This is a genomic window from Bradyrhizobium canariense, assembly GCF_900105125.1.
Taxonomy (GTDB): domain Bacteria; phylum Pseudomonadota; class Alphaproteobacteria; order Rhizobiales; family Xanthobacteraceae; genus Bradyrhizobium; species Bradyrhizobium canariense_A.
Map to the genome: position 1 here is coordinate 7,301,970 of NZ_LT629750.1, position 23,037 is coordinate 7,325,006.

The following is a 23,037-nucleotide window of genomic DNA, read 5'->3' on the forward strand; positions in this document are numbered from 1 at the left end:
TGATCTAGGTCTGCTTTTGAACGAAATAGCAGACATCACGTCGCGATTTCGACAAAGCAAATGTCTGGGGTGCAGATATTCAACGCTTTAACCTTAAACGGGCATTTAACGTCAACCGAGCGGGCGCCGTTGCATGGCCCATGACAGCGGCAGCAGCTTTGGGATCCGCGCCAGCGTAAGCGTCGAGGGCTGTTTGCCTTCCAGGACCGCCGAGGTGATCTCTGGCGATAGGTACGCGAGCCGGAGAGCCTGGCGGACGACTTTTGGATGAATGCTATTGGTTTCGGCCAGCTCCTCAACAGAGTCGTGTGTTCCATCAGCCAATTGCTGGACCCATGCATGGGCGCGAACGATTGCCTGGATCAAACCTTGGTTGCGAACTCCAAGGAGCTCATTATCGCGATCGATCACGACGGCACTATTGCTCGTTTCGTGGGACCATGGAATCTTGATCTCCGGCTTGGAATCATATTTCTCCGAGCCCGAAAGTCCGATTATTAGTCGATCGCGTGCTATGACGACGCGTTGAACCCGTTCGATATTGAGAGGCGCATCATCGAAGCCTCCCGCTTGTTGGTGCGATACAAGAGCCGAAAGGACGGCATTCTCAACCTGCGTCGCAGATACACGTCCGACTGATCCCGCGCCTGCCTTCCGTCCCCGCAGTAATGCCGCGCTAACGTAGAACCGGTAACGCACACCATTCTTGGTCGAAAAGCTCGGTCCCATGAGGTTGCCCTTGTCATCATAGAGCTTGCCCTGGAGCAGCGCGCCGCTTTGGAAGTGTTTGACCTTGCTTCCGTTTGCGTTGGTCTTGAGCAGGGCCTGAACCCGTTCGAAGATCTGTGGCTCGAGGATTGCCTTGTGTTCGCCTTTGAACCATTTGCCGCCGTGGTGAACCTCCCCAATGTAGACGCGGTTCTTCAGGAGATAGGCGAGGGGGCCGTAAGTGAAGGGGATGGCACCGTTGTACTTGGCGACCTTGGTGTCTCTTCGCTTGGTGACAATGCCGTGCCGATCCAACTCGGCGACAAGCCTGCTGAAGGATTTCAGGTCGAGGTAAAGGCGAAAGATGGTGCGGACGGTTTCGGCTTCGGTCTTGTTGATGACCAGCTTCTTGTCCTTAGCCTCGTAGCCAAGCGGAACCGTGCCGCCGGTCCATTTGCCCTTGCGTCGGCTGGCCGCGATCTTGTCCCGCACCCGTTCGGAGGATAGCTCCCGTTCGAATTGGGCAAAGGACAGCAGCACGTTGAGCGTCAGCCGACCCATCGAGGAGGTCGTATTGAACTGCTGGGTGACGGCGACGAACGAGATTGATCTGGCGTCAAAAGCCTCGACCAGCTTGGCGAAGTCAGCCAGCGAGCGGGTGAGGCGGTCGATCTTGTAGACGATCACCACGTCGATCCTGCCGGCCTCGATATCGGCCAGCAGCATCTTCAGGGCTGGGCGATCGAGATTGCCACCGGAATAGGCCGGGTCGTCATAATGCTGGGGAAGGGCCCTCCATCCCTGTGAGGCCTGGCTCTTGATATAGGCCTCACAGGCCTCCCGTTGGGCGTCCAGCGAATTGAACTCCAGCTCCAGACCATGCTCGGTAGATTTCCGGGTGTAGATTGCGCAGCGCCGAACCTTCGGTTCACCTGCCATCGGCGCCTGCCTTTGACGGTGTCGGTCGTAGTCCGAAGAATCGTGGCCCATTCCATCTGGTGCCGGTAATCTCGGAGGCGATTTCCGACAGGCTGGTGAACGTTTTGCCGCCATAGGCAAACCCATAGGTTGTCACCATGACGCGGTAGCTCTTGCCTTTCCATGTGCGCACCAGTTCCGAGCCTGGCTTGATCCGACGAGGCAGTTCGAGCCGGCCGTTGGGCTTTGCCACGGCGGCCTTCACCAGCTGATCGAGGAGCCTTTGCGTCGTACGGGAAAGACCGCCGTAGGCCTTTTCCTGGATCCGTTGCGCAATGCTCCGCCGAAGCAGATCCGGACCGAATGCCTTTGGCGGTTCGGCCCGGAACAGGTCGCGATATCGCTTTCGCAAATCCGCGATCGGCGTCGTGGGCAGCCGATCCAGCTCGGCCTTGACCGCTGGATCGTCTGCTGATTTGCACGATTGTTGCCCCGAGGTCATGAAGAAGCGCTCGGTTTTGCGATCCGGTAGATGCGCTCGTCGCCGACCTTGTCCGAGAGGAGGTTCAGCTTGAGCTTCTTTTTGACCACGCCGGCGAAGAAGCCCCGTACCGAGTGCTGCTGCCAGTCGGTTGCCTTCATGATTGCGGCGATCGTCGCGCCCTTTGGCTCTTGCAGCATCTTGAGTACGGCCGACTGTTTGGACGATGACGGTGATTTCGATGCCGTCTTTGAAGCGGCTTTAGCTGTAACGGAAGGCTTACGAGCGGGCACGCTGCTCCTGGCCGAGCGTCTTGGCCAGCGAGATGATTTACGCGCGGTCTTTGCGGGTTTCGATTTCGGTTTGCTGGCGGGCATCTGGCTCTCCTCTAGGGATCAACGACAGCATCACGTGCTGCCACTGACGCGAGCCCCGCCAATCCGGAACGGGGCGAGAGGAGTCGGGAAACCGTTGCTATTTGCCAGACAGACGATTCAGCAGCGAGGCCGCGTCTTGAAGCCGGCGGGTCTCATAGACCAGTTGCTCGATACCATCGAGACCGCTCCGGCCTCAGTAATAGCGCCAGTCAAAGCACAGGCTTCGGCGGCCCTGGCGATGCGCCAGCCTCATCGAGCTTTGTGTGAATCTCACAGAGGATGATCCTCATCGCAGGCTCGATCGCGGCGCGGTCCATGTTGCCCTCCCTGTTGACGAACACAGTACTGCTCCGAAAGCGCGTGCAGTCGAGCAAAAACCGCGCAATCTTATGGCTCTTATCGGGCTATGAGCGGTTATGGAATGTGCGTTTTCTTGCGCGCTGCCACACGTCGTCGTTAGGGCCGTTTAGCTGGAGTTCCGCGCACGAGTCGCACGGTGCCCCCATCGCGCTAACGGGCAGCCGCGAGCGGATGCTAAGTCTCGCTGAGACCTAGCTCCGCGATCCTCGCCGATATCCGGCTCAGAATTTTACCGTTACCCCCGTATAAAGAGATTCCTCCGTGCAACTTCCGGCGGCTGCGCCCAAGCATGAAGGGGAGTTGGCGTGGTCCAGGCCAAACTTGTTCTGCCAATAGCGGTATGCCACCCATACATCGAGAAAGTGCGAATATTTTTTGCCCCAAATAGCCCTGCTGGCATCGTAAGTGAGTCGGATCGGCTCGCTGTTGATCTCCATCTTGGTTTGGACGTTAGACGGAGAGGCGGGTATCGGGTCTGCCTGCGGTCCCTTCGGTCCGATCAAGGTAAGGCGACCGCTGACGGAGAGGGGCAGGTAGTCGGGCAGGAAGCCGAGGTCCATGTAATAGTTGGATTCGAATGCCCAGGTGGGATCGTAGTCGATCGCGCCGGTCGGCAGCGCCGGTCCTTCGACGAACGAGTTATGGTTGAGCTCCTTGTAGAACATCGGAGCAAAATTGATGTAGCCCTTATAAGGAAGATCGAACGCAAATTGCAGGCCTGCAAATAGAGCGCGCTTGTTGGGGGCGAACGGGTTGTTTTCGGTATTGAAGTCAGTGCCGAGTTCCAGCGAGACATTTTGCAGCGGCCCTACAGTAAACATGTGGGTGTCGAATATCTGGTTGAACCCGAAAGTGCTGCGCAATACGCCATAAATCTCTGTGGCGCCGGCGCATCCTTCGTTGGGTCCTTTGCAACCATTCGCCGGATCGGCGTGGTCGGACTTGAACATCGAAAGATTGAAGAAATTAGTGCCGTATGCCCAGGTGTCGAAATGGGTAAACGAGTACGCCTGTTTCGCAGTGTTCCCGGTGACGCCTGGATCGGTGCCGTTGAAAATGTAGGAGTAGGACAGCCGGTTATCGTTCACCTGAAAGAACGGAAGATCGGGAATTGGACTCACAGCCTTGACCGGAAAATCCGCCGCATTGGCCGCGACGAGTGATGCAAGCGCGAGCAAGGATGTCGCCGTCATTTTCTTTAAACACATAGTCAAACGCATAGTCGTGCCCCCGCGGTTGAAGTAAGCGAAACACGAGCCCACATGTTTCATGTTTCGTTTTTAATTTATAGCAAGGGGTGTGCCATCTGGGCGGCTACAGCCGGAAGAATCCCTCTGCAAAATTAATCTATTAAGGCCGGAACCCGTCCCCCGATCAGGTTCGCATCAGAGGCGGTAAAAGTGCTGGTGAAGTAGTCTGCCATGCCACTTGTTTCTGCCCCCTTAGATCGCAGATGCGTGCAAAGTCGCCACCCATATCGTGCGAACTGCAAGAGTAGGGGCGAGATGCGTCCATACCGCCGAAATGCCGGGCGCTTTGATTGGAAGTTGGTCGCCAGGTTGTCGAGCTATGAAGAATCGAGATGGTGCGTTGCGTATCATCTTCGACGAGGTTGGCATCTTGCCCGGAGGCTTCGGCAAGGTGTCTTATGACGCGTTCGATCACGACCCGGCTTGAAGGTGCGGCTGGATTGCCCGGCATTTGCTCAGGCTGCTGCACGAGTGCGCTGGTTTCGATCTGCTCCGCCGGCAGTTCATCTGCCTTGATCCGTCGGTAGAGCTTGTCGGTAGATTGGCTCGACAAATCTCCGGCTCTGCAGCTGACGACGGAGCCCGCGACGCAGGAAAATCGGCTCATATGCGGGTCTGTGTCACGCGAACGCCAGCGGCGCCGAGCCCCCCTTTTTTCTGCGCTCCGATCGGCTGCGAGCACGAGCTCAGCGTTCAGCCGTGCCAACCTCCGCCGCCCGATATCGACGTCTCAACCTTCGCCCCAGAGAAAGAAATCTCTGATGAATTTTGGCGCTTCGATGCCTTCGCGTAAATTCGGATCAGATTCTGGGGGCAGCGCGACAACCTTCAACGGAATGACTCCGGCCCAACAATCGAGTTTGTAGTCGTCCTCGTCGTCGATGGGAGGCCCGGAGCGAAGCTTTGCCGAGGCCTCGTCGAGGCGCATCCGAATGATCCGTGTCGCCTTCCATTCCTTTTCGGTCGGCTGCCGTGCATGTTGCCACAAGCCTTGTGCAACACGATCAGTGAAAGCTTCAAGCGATCGCCTTTTATCTTCCTCTTCCACGAATTCGGCGTTGCCGAACGCCATGACCGACCGGAAGTTGACGTTGTGATTGAAGGCCGCGCGAGCGAACACGATGCCGTCCAGATGAGTTACGGTGAAGCAAACTGGAATGCCCTTTGATTGGGCCTTGAGCATCCGGCTGGCAGACGAACCGTGCCAATAGACATAGTCATCGATGCGCCAATGATTGGTTGGCGTTACGTAAGGTGCTCCGTCGATCACGTAGCCGACCTGGCAAACCAAAGCCGAGTCTATGATGGAGTTTATGGTGTTTTTCTCGTAATCACCCAACCAATGATACCGCTTTAGGCGCGTCCGTTCGCTTGGAGGTTGGGCAGCTGGAGATTCGGTCGTCTGGTCCATGGAAAGTCCCGTCTGTTCGTCGTTATAGAGCGGTGAATATAACGAGAAGCGTAAAATGTAAAATGAAATAGCGACGGCCAGCTCCCCCTCCTGTTGAAATGCGAGGCACTCTGATCGGAAGTTGGTCGTTAGGTTGTCGAGCTATGAAGAATCGAAATGGCGCGTTGCGTCTGATCATCAACGAGGGAGGCATCTTGCCCTGAGGCTTCGGCAAAGTGTCTTATGACGCGTTCGATCACGACCCGGCTTGATGGTGCCGCTGGATTACCCGGCATTTGCTCAAGCTGCTGCACGAGTGCGCTGATTTCGATCTGCTCCGCCAGCAGTTCATCTGCCTTGATCCGCCGGTAGAACTCGTCGGTGGGCTGGCTTGATAAATCCCCGCTCTTGAGCCGACGGCGCAACCTGCGAAGTGGGAAAATGGCCTCAGCACGCCAGCCTGAAATGCGGCGATCGAGTTTTTCGATCTGTTCGGCAGACAGATCCAGGCCGCCGCGCACTGCATAGAACAAAGCGGTGAGAAGTAAACTGACATCGACGCCCAGCCGCTCCTGAAGCTCCAGGCAAGCCTGCGCCACACCCGGTTTGGCATAGAGATCGACCACAAAGTCCCAACACGCTTGATCTTCTGCAAGTCTGTTCATTCATACCAGCCGATGATCACGGATCGTTGGATCCATCCGGTTCGCTTATCTCGGGGGCCAAAAATGCCAAAACGCGCCTACGGTTCGTACGGCTTTTGTCGAACGATTTACGAGCGAGCGCTGATGGGAGTAATCACGCCTTGTCGCGTTCCGGCATCATCCCGGCTGTCGTCATGGTCCGGCTCGCCCCAGCGTTTGATCAGTTTGCAATCGATATCGAACAGGTCGAGCGCGCGCCCGACCGTATGATTGACCATGTCGTCGATCGTCTCCAGTTTTGCGTAAAACGCCGGCACCGGAGGCATGACAACGGCGCCCATTTCAGCAAGCTGCGTCATGCTGCGCAGATGGCCAAGATGCAGCGGAGTTTCACGGGTCAACAAGACAAGTCGCCGCCGCTCCTTGAGAACGACGTCAGCCGCGCGGGTCAGCAGCGTGGAAGTGACGCCGGTTGCAATCTCCGACAATGTTCTAATCGAGCATGGCGCGACAATCATCCCCATGGTCTTGAAAGAACCGCTGGAGATTGAAGCGCCGATATCGTCGATCCGATGCACGACGCTGGCGATCTTCACCAGGGCCGCGACCTTAATGTTGGTCTCGTGCGCCATCGTAATCTGCGCCGATTTCGTCATCACCAGATGGGTTTCATAACCGAGCTGTTGAAGTACCTCGAGGGTACGAATGCCATAGATGACGCCGGATGCTCCACTGATGCCGACGATCATTCGGCGCCGATCGCTAACGCTCATGTTTTTTCAGCCTCGCTTTAATGGGTGGCAGCGACGCGCAGGCCGAGCGCCTCGATGATGCTTCGGTAGGTTTCGTCCTGTTTGGCCAGATAGGATGTCGCTTCGTCACCTTGCAGGAAGACGATCGCTGCTCCTGCGTCTTCCATGCGTTTTTTCAGTTCGGGGCTCTCGACCGCGGTTTTGAGACCATCCGCCAGCTTTTGCTTTACGGCCGGAGGCGTTCCCGTGGGTACAAAGATGCCGTGGAATGCACCGACCGTCAGATCGACACCATTGCCTTTGAACGTGGGGAGATTTCCATAGACCGGCGAAGGTGCATCGGAAGCGACCGCGAGGATGCGAACCTTCTTGCTTTCCACCAGGCTCTTGTATGAAACCGGAACCGCGAAATGCACGTCGATATTGTGGCCCGCGAGCGCGATCGCCCCGTCAGTATCGCCTTTAAAGGGAACACTGACTATGTCGAGGCCGGCCGCGCGGGTAAATCCTGATGCGAAAATTTGCGATGAGGCCCCCGGAATCATGCCGAGACGAAACACCCCAGGCTTGTTTTTTGCGTCAGCGACGAGATCTTTCAGCGATTTCCACGGTGCGTTCTCGGCGACGGCGAGTGCTGCCGGATCGGCGTTGACGATCGCTACCAGATCAAAGCTTTTGAGCGATAGGGGAGTGGGAACGGTATATTGCGCTGTCACGACCGCTGTCGAGAAAAAGCCCACGGTGTAGCCGTCGGGAGTGGCCTCCGAGACTTCGTTCGATCCCAGGACGCTGCTTGCCCCCGGCTTGTTGATTACGGCGACTGGTTTGCCCAACGCCTCCTGCAGGCTCTGCGCAAAAATTCTGCCGATAACGTCGGTGCGTCCACCGGCCGGGAACGGAATGATCATGGTTATGGGTTTGCTTGGAAAGGTTTGTGCGTGGCCGGGTGCCGCGACAGTGACGGCCGAAACGAGAAGCAGTGACCCGATCGTCTTCATCCAAATGACTCCCTGATTATGAGGAACTATCAACCCTCAAGACGCCGCTCCCGTTTTGTTTCATCAGGTAATCGCATTCGCGCGTCGCATGCTGTCGATCATCGAAGAGCGCATGAGAACGGCCTTTCAAGTGACGGATCAAGAGACGCGCGCCGCATGTCATCGAGCCGCGATGACCTCACGCTTTCGTCGGTCTCTTCCAGCAGGCGTTTGTTGCGAATTGACGCTTCCTGAACATATTCAATGTTGGCCGTTCGCCGCTGTCGAACATAGAGATCGAGCAAGTCGTCGGAAGCCTCGTTATGAACGACACGAACGAGTTTGTCGGTCAGGTTCATGGCGTCCTGCAATCCGCAGTTCAAACCGAACCCGCCAATCGGATTGTTGAGATGAGCGGCATCTCCGGCGATTAGAATCCGGCTGTTGCGGAAAGTGGCGGCAACGCGCTGATGGACGCGATAGATCGTGCGGTGGACGATCTCATAAGATGTCGGCTTCGGTTGAACCGATTGGAGCCGCTCTTCGATCGTAGAGTCGGACAGGGCGACCTGCTCGCTCTCATCGGGGTCGCATCCATAGAGAAAGCGCCACAATCCCGGCGGTCCCTGATCCGGCAAGCGAAAAACCGCGCACCATTCGACGGGATGCGAAATGTAGGCGGTATCGGCGAAGCCGTGTTGACCGAGATCGTAGGCGGTGCTGATAAGTGCAAATCGTTCTGGGAACGTGAAGCCGTCGAACTCGATGCCGGCACATTTGCGGACGACGCTGCCACCGCCGTCAGCGCCAATGACCCAGCCTGCTTCGAAGTCTTCCAGGCCGTCCGGCGTTCGCGCAACCACACGAACGCCGGCGCTGTTTTGGGTGATATTTTCGACACAGCAGGAAAATCGCACCTCCGCGTGGGGCATCTTGCACAACTGCTCCAGCACGATCGGCGTAAAGCGATGTTGCTCGAGATGAAGACGGTACGGAAATGGCGTCTCGTCGTTCAACAAAGAAAGTTCAAACGTGCCGATGACGCCTTTTTTCCGATCCCGAAGCTGCCATTTGCGCACGGGGATGCCGATTTCAAGCAGCTTCTGGGTCAGGCCAAGCGGCTCCATCACCTCCAGGGTAGGCGGATGAAACGATCCCGCCCGCAGATCCATGAACAGTTCCGAATAGGCTTCCAGCACGAGCACCGGCACGTCGTGCGCTGCCAGGTTAAGTGCACATAGAAGACCCACGGGTCCGCCGCCAACAATGATGACCTTCTCGTGAGCCTTCATGGTCATTTCTTCCTACCAATGATTTTTGACGGACCGTTACGTAAGGGCAGGGAGGCCATAATCACTCCACTGATCCTGCACGGTCTGCATCAGTTCGCGTGGCGGCATCGAGCGCGGCGGATAAGCATGTTTGCGCGTTGCGTCGATGCCGACTTTGCCGCTGTAAATCGCCATTTCTTTCGGCATTGAAGGATCGAGCGGAAGGCCGGTGCCTTTTTCCCAAACGGTGTAATCGCGGTCGGGCTGCACACGGGTCGAGACGTGCCAGGTCACGTCGTCATCGTTGTAGATGTCGCAATCGTCTTCGACCACGGTGACCTGCTTGGCGCGGTTCGGGTAAACCGCCCAGCATCCGGAATAGACCGCCTTGGCATGTGAAGGAAATTGCGGTTTTATCTTCACGACGACGTGCGACTGGCACGACATCGGGTGAACATAGACGTCAAGCACGCCGGGAATTCCGCACTGACGCAGTCCGGTGAGCAGAATTGACTCCATCGCGATATCCTTGATGCAGCTGCCTTCGCTCGGCGGCATTTGCTCCTGGAATCCCTGATGGATCGTGCCGTTCCGGTAGGTAATGGCGGTGACCTCGATGACAGGCGATTGAGCGATCGGGCCCATGTGACCGTAAAATTCGCCGAACGGTCCCTCCTGCTCACGGAAATGCGGCTGGACGATTCCCTCGATGATCATTTCGGCGTGCGCCGGAACCATCAAATCAACGGTCTCGCACTTCACGACCTCCATCGGCTGGCCGCCAAGGCCGCCGGCGACGGCCATTTCGTCGACACCGTACGGCACCCGTCCTACCGACGTCATGCCGAGATAGGGCGGCGAACCGATCGCGATCGCAATCGGCATTGGCTTGTTCGCAGCCTCGTATTTTTGCATGATGACGCCGGAATGTTTTGCGGGCTGCACCAGAATTCCGATCCGGTTCGGTCCTTTGATCATTCCGCGATAAACGCCGGCGTTCTGAATACCCGTCTCCGGATCCTTCTGGATGACGGCGCCGGCCGACAGATAGGCGCCGGCGTCAAGCCCAGGCGTCCAGGTCGGGATTGGAAACTTCAGCAAATTGATGTCGTTGCCCCGCATGATGTTTTCCTTGCAGGGGCCGGTCTTGACCACGACCGGCGGGATCGGCGCGCTTAGCGCTTTCGTCCATTTAGTACGGACCGCCTCCTTGTCGATGCGACCGTCAACGAAAGGAACCCCAAGCGCCGTCGCGTAAATATCGCGAGATGCGCCGAGAGTGTTGGTCGCCACCGGCGTTTTGAATCCCGCGATATTTTCGAAAAGGAGCGCATAGCGGTCGTCGGGCCGCTGATACATCACTTGGCGAGTGATGCAGGCGATTTCCCAATCCTTATCGACCTGCTTGGTGATCTTTCGCAGTTTTCCGATCTTCTCAAGATGCGAAAGGAGATCCCGTAACGACTCGAAGTAGGAATTATTGGGTACGTGTAACATGGGGCTGTTGCTTTCTTGACTAGCTCGACGTGTCGCGTCAGACCAGCAATAGGCGTGCCAAATAAAAAATGTTTCATTTCACGTATTTTGGCAGCTCGAAGATGAGCCAGTGCATAAAATTTGCTCAAAGCAGCAGAGATATTAAGCAACCAGACCACAGGCGCCACGGCAGGTGGAGGGTATTTATCTCGTAAAATGAAACATTTTTCGCATTGGCACGGTGCTTGCTAACCGCTACTCGTTGATGCGGCGGAATCGCGTTCCGTCAACGGAGAGCGGCGTGGACACATTCGTCAACATTGCCCATGGGTTTTCGATCTCGCTGCAGCCGATGAGCCTGCTGTTCTGTTTCATCGGCGTGTCACTCGGCGTCATCGTGGGGATTCTGCCCGGCCTCGGGTCTGCGGCGACCATCGCATTGCTTCTGCCGATCACCTATTTCCTCGACACGGCGACCGCGATCATCATGCTGTCAGGGATCTGGTATGGCTCGATGTATGGCGGCTCCATCACATCGATCCTGCTGCGCGTGCCCGGCGAATCCGCGTCCGTCATGGTCGCCATCGACGGCTATGAGCTGACCAAGCAGGGACGGGCGGGCGTCGCTCTCGGCATATCCATGTTCAGCGCCTTTATCGCGGGGATGTTCGGGCTGGTTGGCCTCAGCCTGCTCGCACCGACGCTGGCCGACTTCGCACTGAACTTTGGCCCTCCGGAATATTTTGCGCTTACCTTGCTGGGGCTGACATTGGTGAGCTATCTGGCGACCAACTCGGTCACGAAAGCTCTCATCGTGACCGTGTTCGGCCTTCTCCTTGGAACCGTCGGCCTTGACCCGGTTCGAAGTACCGCACGATTTACTTTCGGCTCGCTCAGCCTGCAGTCAGGCATCGACCTTGTGCCGATGGTGATGGGATTGTTCGGGATTTCCGAGGTCTTCTCTCTACTGGAGGAGAAGATCGTGGCTGCAGTGCCGATCAGTGCGCCGACGCGACTGCGCGAAGTCCTGCCGACGCGGGAGGACTGGCGGAATGCCGCGCGACCTCTGTTACAGGGAACGCTGGTTGGCTTCTTTGTTGGCCTGCTTCCTGGCGGCGGAGCGACGGTCTCATCGTATTTAGCTTATGCGACGGCGAAGCGTTGGCGACACGCTTCGCAGAATTTCGGAGGCGGTGCCGTGGGTGGCGTCGCCGCGCCGGAAGCCGCCGCCAATGCGGCGACCTGCGCTGGTTTCATACCGTTGTTGACCCTGGGAATTCCGGAAAATGCGGTGATGGCCCTGATGTTAGGGGCCTTCATGCTGCATGGAATCACGCCGGGACCGACGTTGATGATTCAGCACCCCGAGATGTTCTGGGCCATTGTCACCAGCATGTTCGTCGGCAACTGCATCCTGCTTTGCGTGATGCTGCCGCTGATCGGCTACCTCTCGAAGATTACACTGGTCCCCAACAGCATCCTGGTTCCTATTATCGTATTGGCCTGCCTGGCCGGCGCCTACGGCGTCAACAACAATCCGGCTGACATCGCATCCATGACGGTATTCGGCCTGCTCGGCTATCTGATGAGGAAATTCGATTTCCCGCTGCCGCCGTTGGTGCTGGCTTTCGTCATCGGTCCCATCATGGAGACGGCTCTTCGCCAATCCCTGATCATGTCCGGTGGCCATTTCACGATTTTCGTCAACCGTCCCGTAGCGGGCTCGCTTGTGGCCGTTGCGATACTTGTCGGACTGTGGCCCGCATTAAGTGCGCTGATCGGCATGCGGCGCGGTATCAGCCCAGATGCGCCTGTCCCACAACCAGCGGAGTGAGAGCCTAGAAGATAGACAGAACGCCTTGTGGAAGCGGCACGCCCAATTCGGTGAAACCAAAATAGCAGATAGCCACAGCCGAGACGGAAACGCTAAGTGCGACAATCCAGCAAAGCCTGCCATAGGCCGTCATCAGAAGAAAGAGAACCGCGATCGTGCTGAGAACAAAGCCCACTTTATTGAGAAGCAAAGCATATGCGAGCAGCACCACGGCCGCCAGAGGCACGGCCCAGCTGCGCAAGGTGAAGTTGGCATGTTCTTGCTTCCCTGAACGTGATCGAAACATCATCCCCACGCCGAGGACAGCCATGATCGCGGACAGCGATTTCGGGAAAAAACCGGCGTCGGGTGCGCTCATCGTTCCGAACGGCAGGCCAGCCGCATTAAGATATAGAAAGATGGCAACCGTCGTCGCGATGATTCCACATATGCGATCGGAGTTATCAGAGAAAAAGCGAAGAGAGTCTGCACGCATGGGATCCTCCGATGGAGTCGCGCTGAAGAAGATGCTTCAAAACCTGCAAGATGCGGGCCATAGCGCGGAATACGCAATTCAGAGAGGACGCACAGCAAGATGAGCATGATATCCGACAAGGTTCTGACGACATGCCCGCGGGACTGTTACGACGCGTGCGGCATTCTGGTCGAGCGTCGCGATGGAAAAATCACACGGGTGATTGGCGACCCAAATCATTTTGTCAGCAAGGGGTCGTTGTGCGGAAAATGTGCCGTCGCTTACAATGGTGGCTTCATCAACGCTTCAGCGCGCTTGTTGCACCCGCTGAAACGGACAGGACCGAAAGGCGCCGGAAAGTGGGAACAGATCGGCTGGGATGAGGCGATTGCGACCATCGCGGCGAAGCTAAAGCCGCAAATCGCAGGCGGCCGCGCCAACAAGGTACTCCACGCGCACTATACTGGGACTGTGGCGTTGCTTGCTGGAAATTTCCCGCTACGTTTTTTCAACGCGATAGGTGCGACCGAAATCGACCCCGACACGGTGTGCAACAAAGCAGGTCACGCCGCCCTTCAACTCATCTTTGGCGACAGTCTAAGCGGCTTCGATCCACGAACGGCAGCAGATACGAAGTGCATCCTGGTCTGGGGCGCGAATCCTTCGAGTTCCGCGCCGCACGTTGACCGTCACTGGCTGAAGACCAACAAGGCGACGCGGATCGTCATCGATCCGATCCGGCACAAGACGGCGCACGAGGCCGATCTCTTTCTGCAGCCACGACCCGGCAGCGATGCCTCGCTGGCATTCGCCATGCTGCATGTTATCCGCAAACTCAATCTTCTGGACAGGTCATTCATTGAATCGCATGCGGTCGGCTGGCCCTCGATCGAAGCACAACTTGACGCCTGCACGCCGGAATGGGGAGAGGCCGAGACAGGTGTGCCGGCTGATCTGATCCGTCAGGCTGCCGAGATCTATGGAAAAGGGCCCTCGCTGCTTTGGCTTGGGCAAGGCCTTCAGCGTCAGCCGTTTGGCGGCAATGTTTTTCGTGCCTGCGTGCTTCTTCCCGTCGCCACCGGCAACATGATGAAGCCGGGTACGGGACTGCTTTACATGAACGGCTTCGGATTTCGCGGTGTGGATATGGGATGGATGACGGGTGGCGAGATCGCGCCGGGTGGTTCCCCCGCGATCAGTCACATGGATCTCCACGAAGCGTTGGCTGATCCCGAGCGTTCGTCGGTTTTCTTCACCTGGAATTGCAATCCTGCGGCGTCGAGTCCAAATCAGAACAAGCTGGTCGATGCCTTGAAGCGGGAAGACCTCTTTCACGTCGCCATCGATATTTTCCCGACCGACACGGTCGACTACGCCGACATCGTGCTGCCGGCTGCAAGTTTTCTCGAATTCGACGATGTGGTGATGTCGTATTTCGACTGGACGGTGTCGGCTCAGACCAAGGCAAGCGAACCGCTCGGTTCATCACGTAGCAACATGACCATCTTCCGCCAAATCGCAGAGGCCTGCGAGCTCAACGAAGAGGCGTTGTTCGAACAAGACGGCGACATGATCGAGAAATTGCTCCGTCAGAGCGGAATCGGGATGGGCTTCTCGGAATTGTCCCAGCGCGGAACGGTTTTCTGGTCTCAGGACATCGGCACTCCCTTCATCGATGGCAAGTTTCCAACGAATTCCGGAAGAATCGAACTGGCGGGGCCTGCCTTCGTCAATGCCGGATTACCCGAAGCGCCGCAGCCCCATGCTGACGCCGTACCTGCGTCGGACTTCTGGCGCGTTCTGTCGCCGGCCAGTAGCTGGCTGATGAACAGCAGCTACGGCAGCGAACAGCGTATCCGGCGCCAGATCGGCCCGCAGACCGGATTCGTTAATCCGGATGCAGCGAAGGCAGCGGGACTCACAGAAGGAGAGACTGTTGTTCTTTTCAACGTAACCGGTGAACTACCGATGCGGGTCGGCTTTGACCCCGGTGTTCCTCCTGCAACAATTCTCCTTCACAAGGGCCGCTGGCCGAAATACGAGATGGCCCGAGCCAACGTGAACGTTCTAAATCCCGGTCAAAAAACCGATCTCGCGGAAAGTTCGAGCGTGCACGGCATTGAAGTGCGCATCCGGCGCGCGATGAGCGAGGCTGCCGAATGAGCAAGATCTGTTTCGTCATCGAACATTTGGCTGTCGAGCATCCGGGTACGCTCAAGCCGGCGCTGGAGGCGGGGGGATATGAGGTTGTGTCGATTCCGGCCGCGGCGATCAGGCGTTATCGCGAACGGGCCGAGGAAGTCGGTTTGCTTATCGTGATGGGAGGACCGATCGGCGTCTACGATGCGCCGGAATATCCGTTTTTGTCGGAAGAAATCGATATCATACGCACTCGTCTCAAGGCAAAGCGGCCCGTTCTCGGTATTTGCCTTGGGTCTCAGCTCATGGCTGCGGCGCTGGGCGCCAAGGTCTTTCCCGGGACCAATGGCGTCGAACTGGGGTGGGCGCCTGTTCAATTGACGGCACAAGGACAACAGCATGCGCTGGCGGAGGTCGCCGGCAACGGTTCGCCGGTTTTGCACTGGCACGGCGATACATTCGAATTGCCGGAAGGGGCGACGCTGCTGGCTTCGACATCGCGCTACGCTCACCAGGCTTTTTCGGTCGGGAGTTACGGGCTTGCCTTGCAATTCCACGTCGAGACCGACGCGGCTGAACTCGAACAATGGTTCGTCGCATTCGCCGGAGACATACGCAAAGCGGGTCCGGAAACGTTGTCCAGGCTTCGCGCGGATACCGCGAAACATGCTTCAACTCTCGCTGAGAGAAACGCGCGTTTCGTCTCGCATTGGGTATCCCAATTATGAATGCGGCGGCACTGCCGGCGACCAAAGGGTGGAATTAATCGATGGCTGTCGTCGTTACGGATAATTGCGCGGATTGCCGCTTCACCGAGTGTGTCGCGGTATGCCCAGTGTCCTGTTTTCATCAGGACGAGCGGATGGTTTATGTCGATCCGATCGAATGTATTGCGTGTCGTGCCTGTCTGACGGCATGCCCTGTGAACGCGATCTTTGACGTAGAGGATCTTCCGGCTGAGAAAATTCAGTGGATCGAGATCAATGCGCAACGCGCCGCTCAACTGCCGGTGATCGCCGAAAAGCAAGCGGCCCTTCCAAACGCCGACACGAGGAAGGCGAGCTACGGATTCTAGCAATGTTTGAGCCCGAAATCGCAATTGTTGGCAGCGGCCCAAGCGGCTTTTTCGCAGCCGAAGCCCTTCTGAAAGCCGGCATTGGGGCGCGTGTCGGTATGTTCGACCGGCTGCCGACGCCTTACGGCCTGGTGCGCTCCGGCGTCGCACCGGATCACCAACAAATCAAGCAGGTCGTCAAGGTGTTCGACAACCTGGCCAGCAACCCGCAATTCTCATTCTTCGGCAATATAGATGTCGGCAGCGATATCTCGCTCGGCTCGCTGCGTAGCCGGTACGACGCGGTCATTCTGGCATATGGCGCTTCTGCCGGAACGTCGCTGTCGATTCCAGGCAGTCGGCTTGCGCAGAGTATTACTGCGTCGGATTTCGTTGGCTGGTACAACGGCCACCCCGATTTTGCCAACTTTGATCCGCGCTTTGATCATGAATGTGCGGTCGTCGTTGGACATGGCAATGTCGCCATCGACGTTGCGCGCATCCTGCTCAGCGACCATGCAAGGCTTGCAAAAACCGACATGGCCGATCACGCGATCGAGGCGCTTCGTCATAGCCGTGTGCGACGCGTCCATCTCGTTGGACGACGAGGAACGATCCAGGCGTCGTTCACGACGGCAGAACTGCGCGAATTGCTTGGGTTATCGGATGTTCGAGTCGTGATCGAGCCAGATGTCTTGCAGCTTGACGAAGAAGAGCGTGGATTCCTTGAACTACCGGTCAACGCAGCTATCAAGCGCAATTTCGGCATCATCAGCGACGCAGCTTCACGTGGCTCGGACGGAGAAGCCACCAGGGAGCTTCATCTCAAATTTCTTGCGAGTCCGGTGACCATCGAGGGCACCGATCGGGTTGAGGCCGTTCATTTTGTCCGCAACCGGCTGGAAGGGCCAATCGCTTGCAGAAGGGCCGTGCCTTCCGGCGAGCGTTTTTCCATTTCGGCCGGACTGACGATCGCAAGCATCGGGTTTCAAGGCAGACCGCTCGGCGATGTGCCATTCGACGACCGACGCGGAATTATTCCAAACGTCGAAGGACGGGTGACTGGCGACTCCATCGGAGGTGCGTCGCTATATGTTGCGGGTTGGATCAAGCGGGGCGCCACGGGCATCATCGGCACAAATCGTGCCGACGCCGCGGAAACGGTTCGCACGTTGCTGGCCGATTTTCGCGACAAGCGCTGGTCGGTGAAAACTGACCGGCCGCAAGCGCTGGCTCCGCCGGGGAATCCCCGGATTAATTTTGCGGACTGGAAGCGGATCGACGAAGCGGAGTGTCGTTCTGGACAGGAAGTGGGCAGGCCGCGCCGCAAAATCGTGAGTATCGATGCCATGCTGGATATCGCTCGAAGCGGCGAGGCACCGGCTACGCCTTCGCAACCCGCGGCGTGAGTAGACCGGCCTCCATGCCATTGAAAATAGATCGGTTTTTCCAGAAGTTCGGTTCAGATGCGGCTTGAGGCGCGGCGGATTCGCAGGTAAGACTAGAAATCAATCATGAAACGTGTGAGTCCCCTGGGATGGCGAGGAAGCTCAAGCGATCGAATTTAAGCGAGGACGCCTACACGGTCGTCCGGGACATGTTGCTTAATGGGGATCGGTTTAACCCGGGCGATAAGGTCAGCGTCGAGGAATTGAGCCGGGAACTTGGCGTCAGCCGTACACCATTGTGGGCAGCCATCAATCGGCTGGAGGCGGAGCGCGTCGTCGAGGTGGTGCCACGGCAAGGGGTGTACCTTGTCGACTACGATCCCGGGCGTGCGCTCGAAATGTATATCGCGCGCGAAGCGCTCGAAGGGATGGCTGCGCGGCTTGCGGCTTCGAATGTCACGGACCGTCAACTGGCGATCCTGCAGCGGAGCATCGATGATCAGCGCGCCTGCCTCAGCAGTGGCGATTCCGATGGTTACTACACGCGCACCCTCGAGTTTCACGAGGAGATTCTGCGTGCGGCCAATAACGTCACGCTGGAACGGTTGCTGAAATCGGTGTTCGCGCAGATGAGGGCCATGCGCATTCAGCGCAATTCGATCCCGACGCACCTCCCACAGTCTTGCATGGACCACGAGAAAATATTGTCAGCCATCCGCAAGCGCGATCCGGATCTCGCCGAGCGAGAGGCGCGAAGCCACATCCAGGATCTCGCGACCGCCATTCGCCGTGAGCGGGTGCCGGCGCAGACGCCGGCGGCAGCCAAAAGCCGGCTCTCCGCATTGGCGCGTTGAGGCACGACCTTTCGATTAATTTCTCGGCAGATTGCACAAGCTGTGCCCGCGACGATCGGCTCGCCTGATTGATCGTGCGACAGTGAGTTGATTTTCCTGAACCAGGTCGAGTAATACTTGGATTTCTAGGACTTTCCCTCCAAATCCGGTCAATACCGCTTCTGGCACGTCGCTTGCTTCGTGAAATGAAACACGAATGCTAAGCGAGACCCGATGCTGGCGCAGCAACTTGCCAATGGACTCCTTCTCGGCGGTATTTACGCACTGGTGGCGCTCGCGTTTTCGCTTACGATCGGTATCCTGAATTTTCTGAATTTCAGCATTCCTGCGTTGTTCATGCTCGGAGGCGTCGTCTCCTGTGCGGCCCTGTCGAAGGGATACGGGATCGCGGTCTCGATCGTGATGGCCCTTGCGGTCACGGGGGGCGTTTCGCTCGTCATTGAGCGCTTCACTTTTCGGTGGCTCAACAATTCCGACAGCCACATTCCGCTTGTCAGCTCTCTCGGATTCCTTATCCTTTTTGAGAATCTCGTTTTGATCTATTTTGGATCGGATGCCGTCGGTTATCCGAGTCCGTTTGGCGGCGCGAGTATTCGCATCGCAAGTGTACTCATAAGCTTGCCTCAACTTGCAAGCTTCGCCATCTCCCTGTTGTTAATTGCGACCTGCTACTTTGTCGTCACGCGCACGAAACTCGGGCGTGGTCTTCGCTCGATCGCGGAGAGCTCCACAGTTTCCGCAATGCTGGGCGTCGATGTCGGCCGGACGGTGTCCGGCATGTACCTCATTTCCGGTCTGCTTGCCGGGATGGGCGGCGCGTTGTTCGGTATCAGTTACCTTCAGGTCTCCTGGGATATGGGATCGGAAGTCGCGCTCAAAGGCATCTCCGCCATGGTGCTGGGTGGGATGGGCAACATCTGGGGCGCCTTGCTGGGCGCCTTGATCATCGCGATAGTGGAGGTACTGACGATATCCTACGTCAGTTCGGAGGCCGTAAACGTCGTCGTCTACAGCGTTTTGCTCCTGCTCATTCTGGTGATGCCGAATGGCCTGCTCGGCGATCGCGCCATCCTTGTCGAGCGCATGTGATGAGCGGATACGCAACCCAGATCGCGGCGATCCTGATCATCAATATCGTCGCAGCCTATTCGGCCTACATGCCGCTGGCTTGCGGTCAGCTCAATCTCGGTATCGCCGGCTTCATGGCAATCGGTGCTTACACGTCGGCCATCCTGAGCGGTCACGGATTTGCGCTTGGCATTTCGATCATCGGCGGCGGGGGTGCGTCGACAATTGCGGGACTGGCCGTTTCAATTCCTGTTCTTAGAGCTCGTGGCATTTATCTCACAATTGCCACCCTGGCATTTTCCGAAGTCGTCGCCGCGGTCCTGCTCAATGTGAATGCGTTGGGGGGAGCCAGCGGCCTGGTAGTGGCCGACCATATGAGTGTCGCTCCGATGTTTGCGGCGATGGTGATCGTTCTCGCAGCCGTCGCCTGGCTGAGCAGCACACGGTTCGGTCTATGTATGACGGCCATTCGGAATGACGGCAGGGGCACCGCGGTGTTCGGCGTCAGGGTTCGACGCGTCGAGGTTGCCGCGCTGACGATCGGTGCTGGATTTGCTGGAGTCGCTGGCGCCCTTTATGCGCATCACTTTAACTATCTCGAAGCCCAGCACTTCAATGTCTTGCTCAGCACATATGCGGTGCTCTACGCGCTGCTGGGCGGACTCCAGACTCCATTCGGACCGTTGATCGGAGCCATCATCTTCACGCTCGTGCCGGAATTTCTCCGAAGCACGGATCAGTGGCGATACGTGGGGTTTGGCGTCTGCATAGTCCTTCTGATGCTGCTGCGCCCTGAGGGCTTGTTAACGAGGCGCTTGATCCATGAACTGCCGTTCAGGAGGCGTCTCGCATGAAGCCTGTGCTATTCCTGCACGCAATTACGCTCACCTTTGGCGGACTGTCGGTTATCGACAATCTCGATATTCAGGTTCGCAAAGGATCTCGTTGTGGGTTGATTGGCCCGAACGGCGCCGGCAAAACCACTATCTTCAACCTTCTGAGCGGTGTTTACCGCGCCACTGCGGGCGAAATCCGCCTCGATGATGAGCCAATTGACGACGTCCCGCTTGACCAGCGCATTCGTCTCGGCATCGGCAGAACCTTCCAGAACCTTCGTTTGATGAAACACCTGACGGTGTTGGAAAACATCATGCTGGGGCAGCACCATTTGGTCGGTCCATGGACGAGAATTCTTGCACCGCTTGGGAGTCGGTGGAATTGCGCCTGGCGCGACGAAGCCGAGGAGGTGGCCGAGACCTTAGGGCTCCGTGAAGACATTCATAAACTCGCCCAAGGGCTTTCTTACGGCGTACAAAAGCGTATCGAAGTCGCCCGTGCGCTCGTGGGCCGGCCCAAACTTCTGCTGCTCGACGAACCAGCTGCGGGACTCAATTCGACCGAACGCAATGAGCTTGTGACGGTACTTGCATCCTCGGTTCCGAGTGACACGACCGTGCTCATCGTTGAACATGACACCGATTTCGTCAGAACGCTCTGCGACCAGGCGGTCGCTCTCAACTTCGGTCGAAAAATTGCCGAGGGTGATCCCGCGTCGGTTTGTAGTCACCCGCTAGTGGTCGAAGCATATCTTGGAAAGGACGAGCCGACGTATCGCAACCATTCGAAATCGACTTCGTCCGGTGAAGCAGCGATTCAAAGGAACGAAAATGCTGCTTGAAGTCCGCAACCTCAGCGTCTCCTACGGTAACGTGTCGGCGGTAAGTGACGTGAGTGTTCATGTCGAGGAAGGCAGCATCGCCGCTGTGCTCGGTGCGAACGGCGCCGGGAAGACATCGCTGCTTAACGCGATCATGGGCGTGACACGTGCGCAAGGCGTGGTTCGCTTTGCGGGTCAGGTCATTTCTGGATGGTCGTCGGCGCGCCGTGTGTCGGCTGGTATCGCACTCGTGCCTGAAGGTCGCCGGATATTGTTGTCGCTGACCATCGAGGAAAATCTCCTGATGGGTGCCTATCAAAGGCGGGATCGCGAAATCACAGGCGATCTGACCAAAATGTACGATCTCTTTCCAAACCTTGCGCGACGGCGAAACTACCTCGGTTCGGTCTTGTCGGGCGGCGAGCAGCAGATGCTTGCGATTGGGCGGGCGCTCATGGCGAGGCCTCGTCTGCTCCTAATGGATGAGCCCTCTCTCGGTCTTAGTCCGCTTTTTGTTCGAGAAGTCTTCAACCTGGTCCGTAGTTTGAACAGCGCCGGCCTTGCGATCCTGCTTGTCGAACAGAACACCAGAATGGCCCTCCAGGCGGCACGAAGGGGATATGTATTGAAGCTCGGTCGTCTTGCGCTTGAATCCGACACCGAAGAACTCATGAAATCTGATGATCTGACTAAAGCCTATCTCGGTGACGACGTCACCGTGAAGCACCGTCTGCATGCCTAACGATTGCGAAAAGGAAAGAGGATGAAACGTACCGGTCTTATTATGGTGCTTGTTGCACTTGGCATTGGTTCCGCGCACGCGGATGATCTGACGATCGGATATCTGGCGGCCAACACTGGGCCTTTTTCAGCGCTGGCAAAGCGCAATGCGATAGCGGTGCAAGTCGCGATCGAGGACATCAATGCGAAAGGCGGTGTGAACGGTAAGAAGCTTGCACTTGCGTCGTTCGATACCGGCGGCAAGCCCGACCAGGCGGCTGCGGGAGTGGCGCATTTTGCAGAGGATGAACCGGCTCTCGCTGTCGTCGGCCCGTTCAGCACCAGCGAATGCCGCGTTTCGTTCCCGGTCGGCGAGCGCCTCGGAATTCCGCAGATGTCGATGGCTTCGTCAGCGCCGAAGGTCGCCGCGCCGTTTACCTATGCGTTCCGCAATACCACAGACGAGGCCTACACCTATGAGCGGCTGTTCAAGACAATCAAAGCAAAAGGCTATGCGGCAAAGTCCGTTTCGATTGCCTACGCAACCGACGATGCCGTTTCCGAAGCACTGGGAACCAAGGTGCTCCCGGATGCGATCAAGCAAGCCGGCCTTCCGCTCGAGCAGACCGTCTCGCTTCGTGTAGCGGCATTCGATCTGGCTCCGCAGGTCTCGCAACTGATGCAGAAGCCGACCGACCTCATTGCCGTCGGGACGCCGCCCGAACCGATGCTGAAACTCGCGGCGGAGCTTCGCCGCCAGGGCCATAAGGGACGGATGCTCGGCGGCTCCTCGGTCGCCGATGCCGAACTGCCGGCGCGCATGGGTCCGAACGGAGAGGGGACGTTGATCACCGCGACCTTTTTCAGCGGGATGGATGACGAACGGACACGGGATTTCGTCATGAAGTTCCAGGCCAAGCTCAAGGAGAAAGGCGAACCCGCCGTTGAACCCAACCAGTTCGACGCAGCCAGCTACGACATCGTCTCGATGTATGCGTACGCGATGCAGCAAGCCGGAGTGACCGGCGACAAGGACAAACGCGCCGCAGAACGGACAGCCATCCGGGACCAGATTCGGAAGCTCAGCAAATTTCCCGCGCTGGTCGGTCCGCTTTCGATCAACGCCGATGGCGACGCCATCAAGGTCATCTACGTGCTCGAGGCAAAGGGCGGAAAGTGGGTGCTGGTCGACAAGCATCTCGATTAGCCAAAGGCCTCGCGATTAGCTGATCGCGCTTGACATCGGCTCAATCGCTTTTATTGTG

23 protein-coding genes are annotated in these 23,037 nt (G+C 57.5%); 11 read left to right on the forward strand and 12 right to left on the reverse strand.

Going from position 1 to position 23,037, the window contains the following annotated elements; genetic code table 11:
- Positions 1 to 111 precede the first annotated feature (111 nt).
- The 11 genes from BLV09_RS34395 to BLV09_RS34450 all read right to left on the reverse strand — a co-directional run bounded on the left by BLV09_RS34395 (position 112) and on the right by BLV09_RS34450 (position 10,625).
- Entirely contained in the window at positions 112 to 1,647 is a 1,536-nt protein-coding gene (locus BLV09_RS34395; protein ID WP_146691433.1) for a recombinase family protein, read from the reverse strand.
- The gene (locus tag BLV09_RS34400; RefSeq protein WP_146690591.1) at positions 1,637 to 2,128 is read right to left on the reverse strand and encodes a DUF2924 domain-containing protein; all 492 of its coding nucleotides are present in this window, start codon (positions 2,126 to 2,128) and stop codon (positions 1,637 to 1,639) included. Before BLV09_RS34400 ends, BLV09_RS34395 begins: the two co-directional genes overlap by 11 nt.
- Positions 2,125 to 2,484 carry a DUF3489 domain-containing protein gene (locus BLV09_RS34405; protein ID WP_146690592.1) on the reverse strand — a complete coding sequence of 120 codons (360 nt, stop codon included), beginning with the start codon at positions 2,482 to 2,484 and terminating at the stop codon, positions 2,125 to 2,127. Before BLV09_RS34405 ends, BLV09_RS34400 begins: the two co-directional genes overlap by 4 nt.
- A 581-nt stretch (positions 2,485 to 3,065) precedes the next feature.
- A complete protein-coding gene (locus BLV09_RS34415; RefSeq protein ID WP_244548893.1) occupies positions 3,066 to 4,037 on the reverse strand; it encodes a hypothetical protein in 972 nt (323 codons plus the stop codon).
- A 181-nt stretch (positions 4,038 to 4,218) separates the two neighbouring features.
- On the reverse strand, positions 4,219 to 4,701 hold the full coding sequence (locus BLV09_RS34420) for a hypothetical protein (protein WP_146690593.1): 483 nt from the start codon (positions 4,699 to 4,701) through the stop codon (positions 4,219 to 4,221).
- Between the two features lie 123 nt (positions 4,702 to 4,824).
- Positions 4,825 to 5,505: a pyridoxamine 5'-phosphate oxidase family protein gene (locus BLV09_RS34425; RefSeq protein ID WP_100386581.1), complete on the reverse strand. Its 681-nt coding sequence runs from the start codon at positions 5,503 to 5,505 to the stop codon at positions 4,825 to 4,827.
- Positions 5,506 to 5,633: 128 nt separating this feature from the next.
- Positions 5,634 to 6,149, reverse strand: coding sequence for a TIGR02444 family protein (locus tag BLV09_RS34430; RefSeq protein ID WP_146690594.1), 516 nt, complete (start codon positions 6,147 to 6,149; stop codon positions 5,634 to 5,636).
- Between the two features lie 107 nt (positions 6,150 to 6,256).
- Positions 6,257 to 6,901, reverse strand: a complete 645-nt coding sequence (locus BLV09_RS34435; protein WP_100386583.1) for a UbiX family flavin prenyltransferase — start codon at positions 6,899 to 6,901, stop codon at positions 6,257 to 6,259.
- Positions 6,902 to 6,918: 17 nt separating this feature from the next.
- Positions 6,919 to 7,788 (reverse strand): tripartite tricarboxylate transporter substrate binding protein, encoded by an 870-nt coding sequence (locus BLV09_RS34440; RefSeq protein ID WP_167558983.1) that lies wholly within the window; start codon positions 7,786 to 7,788, stop codon positions 6,919 to 6,921.
- Positions 7,789 to 7,976: 188 nt separating this feature from the next.
- Positions 7,977 to 9,149, reverse strand: coding sequence for an FAD-dependent oxidoreductase (locus BLV09_RS34445; RefSeq protein WP_167558984.1), 1,173 nt, complete (start codon positions 9,147 to 9,149; stop codon positions 7,977 to 7,979).
- A gap of 36 nt (positions 9,150 to 9,185) precedes the next feature.
- A complete protein-coding gene (locus BLV09_RS34450; RefSeq protein WP_100386586.1) occupies positions 9,186 to 10,625 on the reverse strand; it encodes a UbiD family decarboxylase in 1,440 nt (479 codons plus the stop codon).
- Between the two features lie 280 nt (positions 10,626 to 10,905).
- On the opposite strand from BLV09_RS34450, the gene BLV09_RS34455 reads away from it, so the two are divergent.
- Positions 10,906 to 12,438, forward strand: coding sequence for a tripartite tricarboxylate transporter permease (locus tag BLV09_RS34455; protein WP_100387573.1), 1,533 nt, complete (start codon positions 10,906 to 10,908; stop codon positions 12,436 to 12,438).
- A 4-nt stretch (positions 12,439 to 12,442) separates the two neighbouring features.
- On the opposite strand, the gene BLV09_RS34460 is transcribed toward BLV09_RS34455, so the two are convergent.
- On the reverse strand, positions 12,443 to 12,913 hold the full coding sequence (locus BLV09_RS34460) for a tripartite tricarboxylate transporter TctB family protein (RefSeq protein ID WP_146690597.1): 471 nt from the start codon (positions 12,911 to 12,913) through the stop codon (positions 12,443 to 12,445).
- A 99-nt stretch (positions 12,914 to 13,012) separates the two neighbouring features.
- On the opposite strand from BLV09_RS34460, the gene BLV09_RS34465 reads away from it, so the two are divergent.
- The 10 genes from BLV09_RS34465 (at position 13,013) to BLV09_RS34510 (ending at position 22,979) form a co-directional block, all read left to right on the forward strand.
- Positions 13,013 to 15,055 (forward strand): molybdopterin-containing oxidoreductase family protein, encoded by a 2,043-nt coding sequence (locus BLV09_RS34465; protein ID WP_244548894.1) that lies wholly within the window; start codon positions 13,013 to 13,015, stop codon positions 15,053 to 15,055.
- Positions 15,052 to 15,759 carry a glutamine amidotransferase gene (locus BLV09_RS34470; RefSeq protein ID WP_100386588.1) on the forward strand — a complete coding sequence of 236 codons (708 nt, stop codon included), beginning with the start codon at positions 15,052 to 15,054 and terminating at the stop codon, positions 15,757 to 15,759. Before BLV09_RS34465 ends, BLV09_RS34470 begins: the two co-directional genes overlap by 4 nt.
- 41 nt (positions 15,760 to 15,800) lie before the next feature.
- A complete protein-coding gene (locus tag BLV09_RS34475) occupies positions 15,801 to 16,106 on the forward strand; it encodes a ferredoxin family protein (protein WP_100386589.1) in 306 nt (101 codons plus the stop codon).
- Positions 16,107 to 16,108: 2 nt separating this feature from the next.
- Positions 16,109 to 17,494 (forward strand): FAD-dependent oxidoreductase, encoded by a 1,386-nt coding sequence (locus BLV09_RS34480; protein ID WP_146690598.1) that lies wholly within the window; start codon positions 16,109 to 16,111, stop codon positions 17,492 to 17,494.
- A 128-nt stretch (positions 17,495 to 17,622) separates the two neighbouring features.
- A complete protein-coding gene (locus tag BLV09_RS34485) occupies positions 17,623 to 18,327 on the forward strand; it encodes a GntR family transcriptional regulator (RefSeq protein WP_146690599.1) in 705 nt (234 codons plus the stop codon).
- Between the two features lie 213 nt (positions 18,328 to 18,540).
- Complete coding sequence (locus BLV09_RS34490) at positions 18,541 to 19,416, forward strand: branched-chain amino acid ABC transporter permease (RefSeq protein WP_146690600.1); 876 nt, start codon at positions 18,541 to 18,543, stop codon at positions 19,414 to 19,416.
- On the forward strand, positions 19,416 to 20,249 hold the full coding sequence (locus BLV09_RS34495; protein ID WP_100386594.1) for a branched-chain amino acid ABC transporter permease: 834 nt from the start codon (positions 19,416 to 19,418) through the stop codon (positions 20,247 to 20,249). Before BLV09_RS34490 ends, BLV09_RS34495 begins: the two co-directional genes overlap by 1 nt.
- Positions 20,246 to 21,073: an ABC transporter ATP-binding protein gene (locus tag BLV09_RS34500; RefSeq protein WP_146690601.1), complete on the forward strand. Its 828-nt coding sequence runs from the start codon at positions 20,246 to 20,248 to the stop codon at positions 21,071 to 21,073. The genes BLV09_RS34495 and BLV09_RS34500 overlap by 4 nt, the downstream gene beginning before the upstream one ends.
- Positions 21,063 to 21,794, forward strand: a complete 732-nt coding sequence (locus tag BLV09_RS34505; RefSeq protein WP_146690602.1) for an ABC transporter ATP-binding protein — start codon at positions 21,063 to 21,065, stop codon at positions 21,792 to 21,794. Before BLV09_RS34500 ends, BLV09_RS34505 begins: the two co-directional genes overlap by 11 nt.
- A gap of 21 nt (positions 21,795 to 21,815) precedes the next feature.
- Positions 21,816 to 22,979, forward strand: coding sequence for an ABC transporter substrate-binding protein (locus BLV09_RS34510; RefSeq protein WP_100386597.1), 1,164 nt, complete (start codon positions 21,816 to 21,818; stop codon positions 22,977 to 22,979).
- The last annotated feature ends 58 nt before the right edge of the window (positions 22,980 to 23,037 follow it).

Coding starts and splice junctions, on each gene's coding strand:
- BLV09_RS34395 (WP_146691433.1), bottom strand. CDS start 1,647: ATGGCAGGTGAACCGAAGGTTCGGCGCTGCGCAATCTACACCCGGAAA.
- BLV09_RS34400 (WP_146690591.1), bottom strand. CDS start 2,128: ATGACCTCGGGGCAACAATCGTGCAAATCAGCAGACGATCCAGCGGTC.
- BLV09_RS34405 (WP_146690592.1), bottom strand. CDS start 2,484: ATGCCCGCCAGCAAACCGAAATCGAAACCCGCAAAGACCGCGCGTAAA.
- BLV09_RS34415 (WP_244548893.1), bottom strand. CDS start 4,037: ATGACGGCGACATCCTTGCTCGCGCTTGCATCACTCGTCGCGGCCAAT.
- BLV09_RS34420 (WP_146690593.1), bottom strand. CDS start 4,701: ATGAGCCGATTTTCCTGCGTCGCGGGCTCCGTCGTCAGCTGCAGAGCC.
- BLV09_RS34425 (WP_100386581.1), bottom strand. CDS start 5,505: ATGGACCAGACGACCGAATCTCCAGCTGCCCAACCTCCAAGCGAACGG.
- BLV09_RS34430 (WP_146690594.1), bottom strand. CDS start 6,149: ATGAACAGACTTGCAGAAGATCAAGCGTGTTGGGACTTTGTGGTCGAT.
- BLV09_RS34435 (WP_100386583.1), bottom strand. CDS start 6,901: ATGAGCGTTAGCGATCGGCGCCGAATGATCGTCGGCATCAGTGGAGCA.
- BLV09_RS34440 (WP_167558983.1), bottom strand. CDS start 7,788: ATGATCATTCCGTTCCCGGCCGGTGGACGCACCGACGTTATCGGCAGA.
- BLV09_RS34445 (WP_167558984.1), bottom strand. CDS start 9,149: ATGAAGGCTCACGAGAAGGTCATCATTGTTGGCGGCGGACCCGTGGGT.
- BLV09_RS34450 (WP_100386586.1), bottom strand. CDS start 10,625: ATGTTACACGTACCCAATAATTCCTACTTCGAGTCGTTACGGGATCTC.
- BLV09_RS34460 (WP_146690597.1), bottom strand. CDS start 12,913: ATGCGTGCAGACTCTCTTCGCTTTTTCTCTGATAACTCCGATCGCATA.
- BLV09_RS34465 (WP_244548894.1), top strand. CDS start 13,013: ATGAGCATGATATCCGACAAGGTTCTGACGACATGCCCGCGGGACTGT.
- BLV09_RS34470 (WP_100386588.1), top strand. CDS start 15,052: ATGAGCAAGATCTGTTTCGTCATCGAACATTTGGCTGTCGAGCATCCG.
- BLV09_RS34475 (WP_100386589.1), top strand. CDS start 15,801: ATGGCTGTCGTCGTTACGGATAATTGCGCGGATTGCCGCTTCACCGAG.
- BLV09_RS34480 (WP_146690598.1), top strand. CDS start 16,109: ATGTTTGAGCCCGAAATCGCAATTGTTGGCAGCGGCCCAAGCGGCTTT.
- BLV09_RS34485 (WP_146690599.1), top strand. CDS start 17,623: ATGGCGAGGAAGCTCAAGCGATCGAATTTAAGCGAGGACGCCTACACG.
- BLV09_RS34490 (WP_146690600.1), top strand. CDS start 18,541: ATGCTGGCGCAGCAACTTGCCAATGGACTCCTTCTCGGCGGTATTTAC.
- BLV09_RS34495 (WP_100386594.1), top strand. CDS start 19,416: ATGAGCGGATACGCAACCCAGATCGCGGCGATCCTGATCATCAATATC.
- BLV09_RS34500 (WP_146690601.1), top strand. CDS start 20,246: ATGAAGCCTGTGCTATTCCTGCACGCAATTACGCTCACCTTTGGCGGA.
- BLV09_RS34505 (WP_146690602.1), top strand. CDS start 21,063: ATGCTGCTTGAAGTCCGCAACCTCAGCGTCTCCTACGGTAACGTGTCG.
- BLV09_RS34510 (WP_100386597.1), top strand. CDS start 21,816: ATGAAACGTACCGGTCTTATTATGGTGCTTGTTGCACTTGGCATTGGT.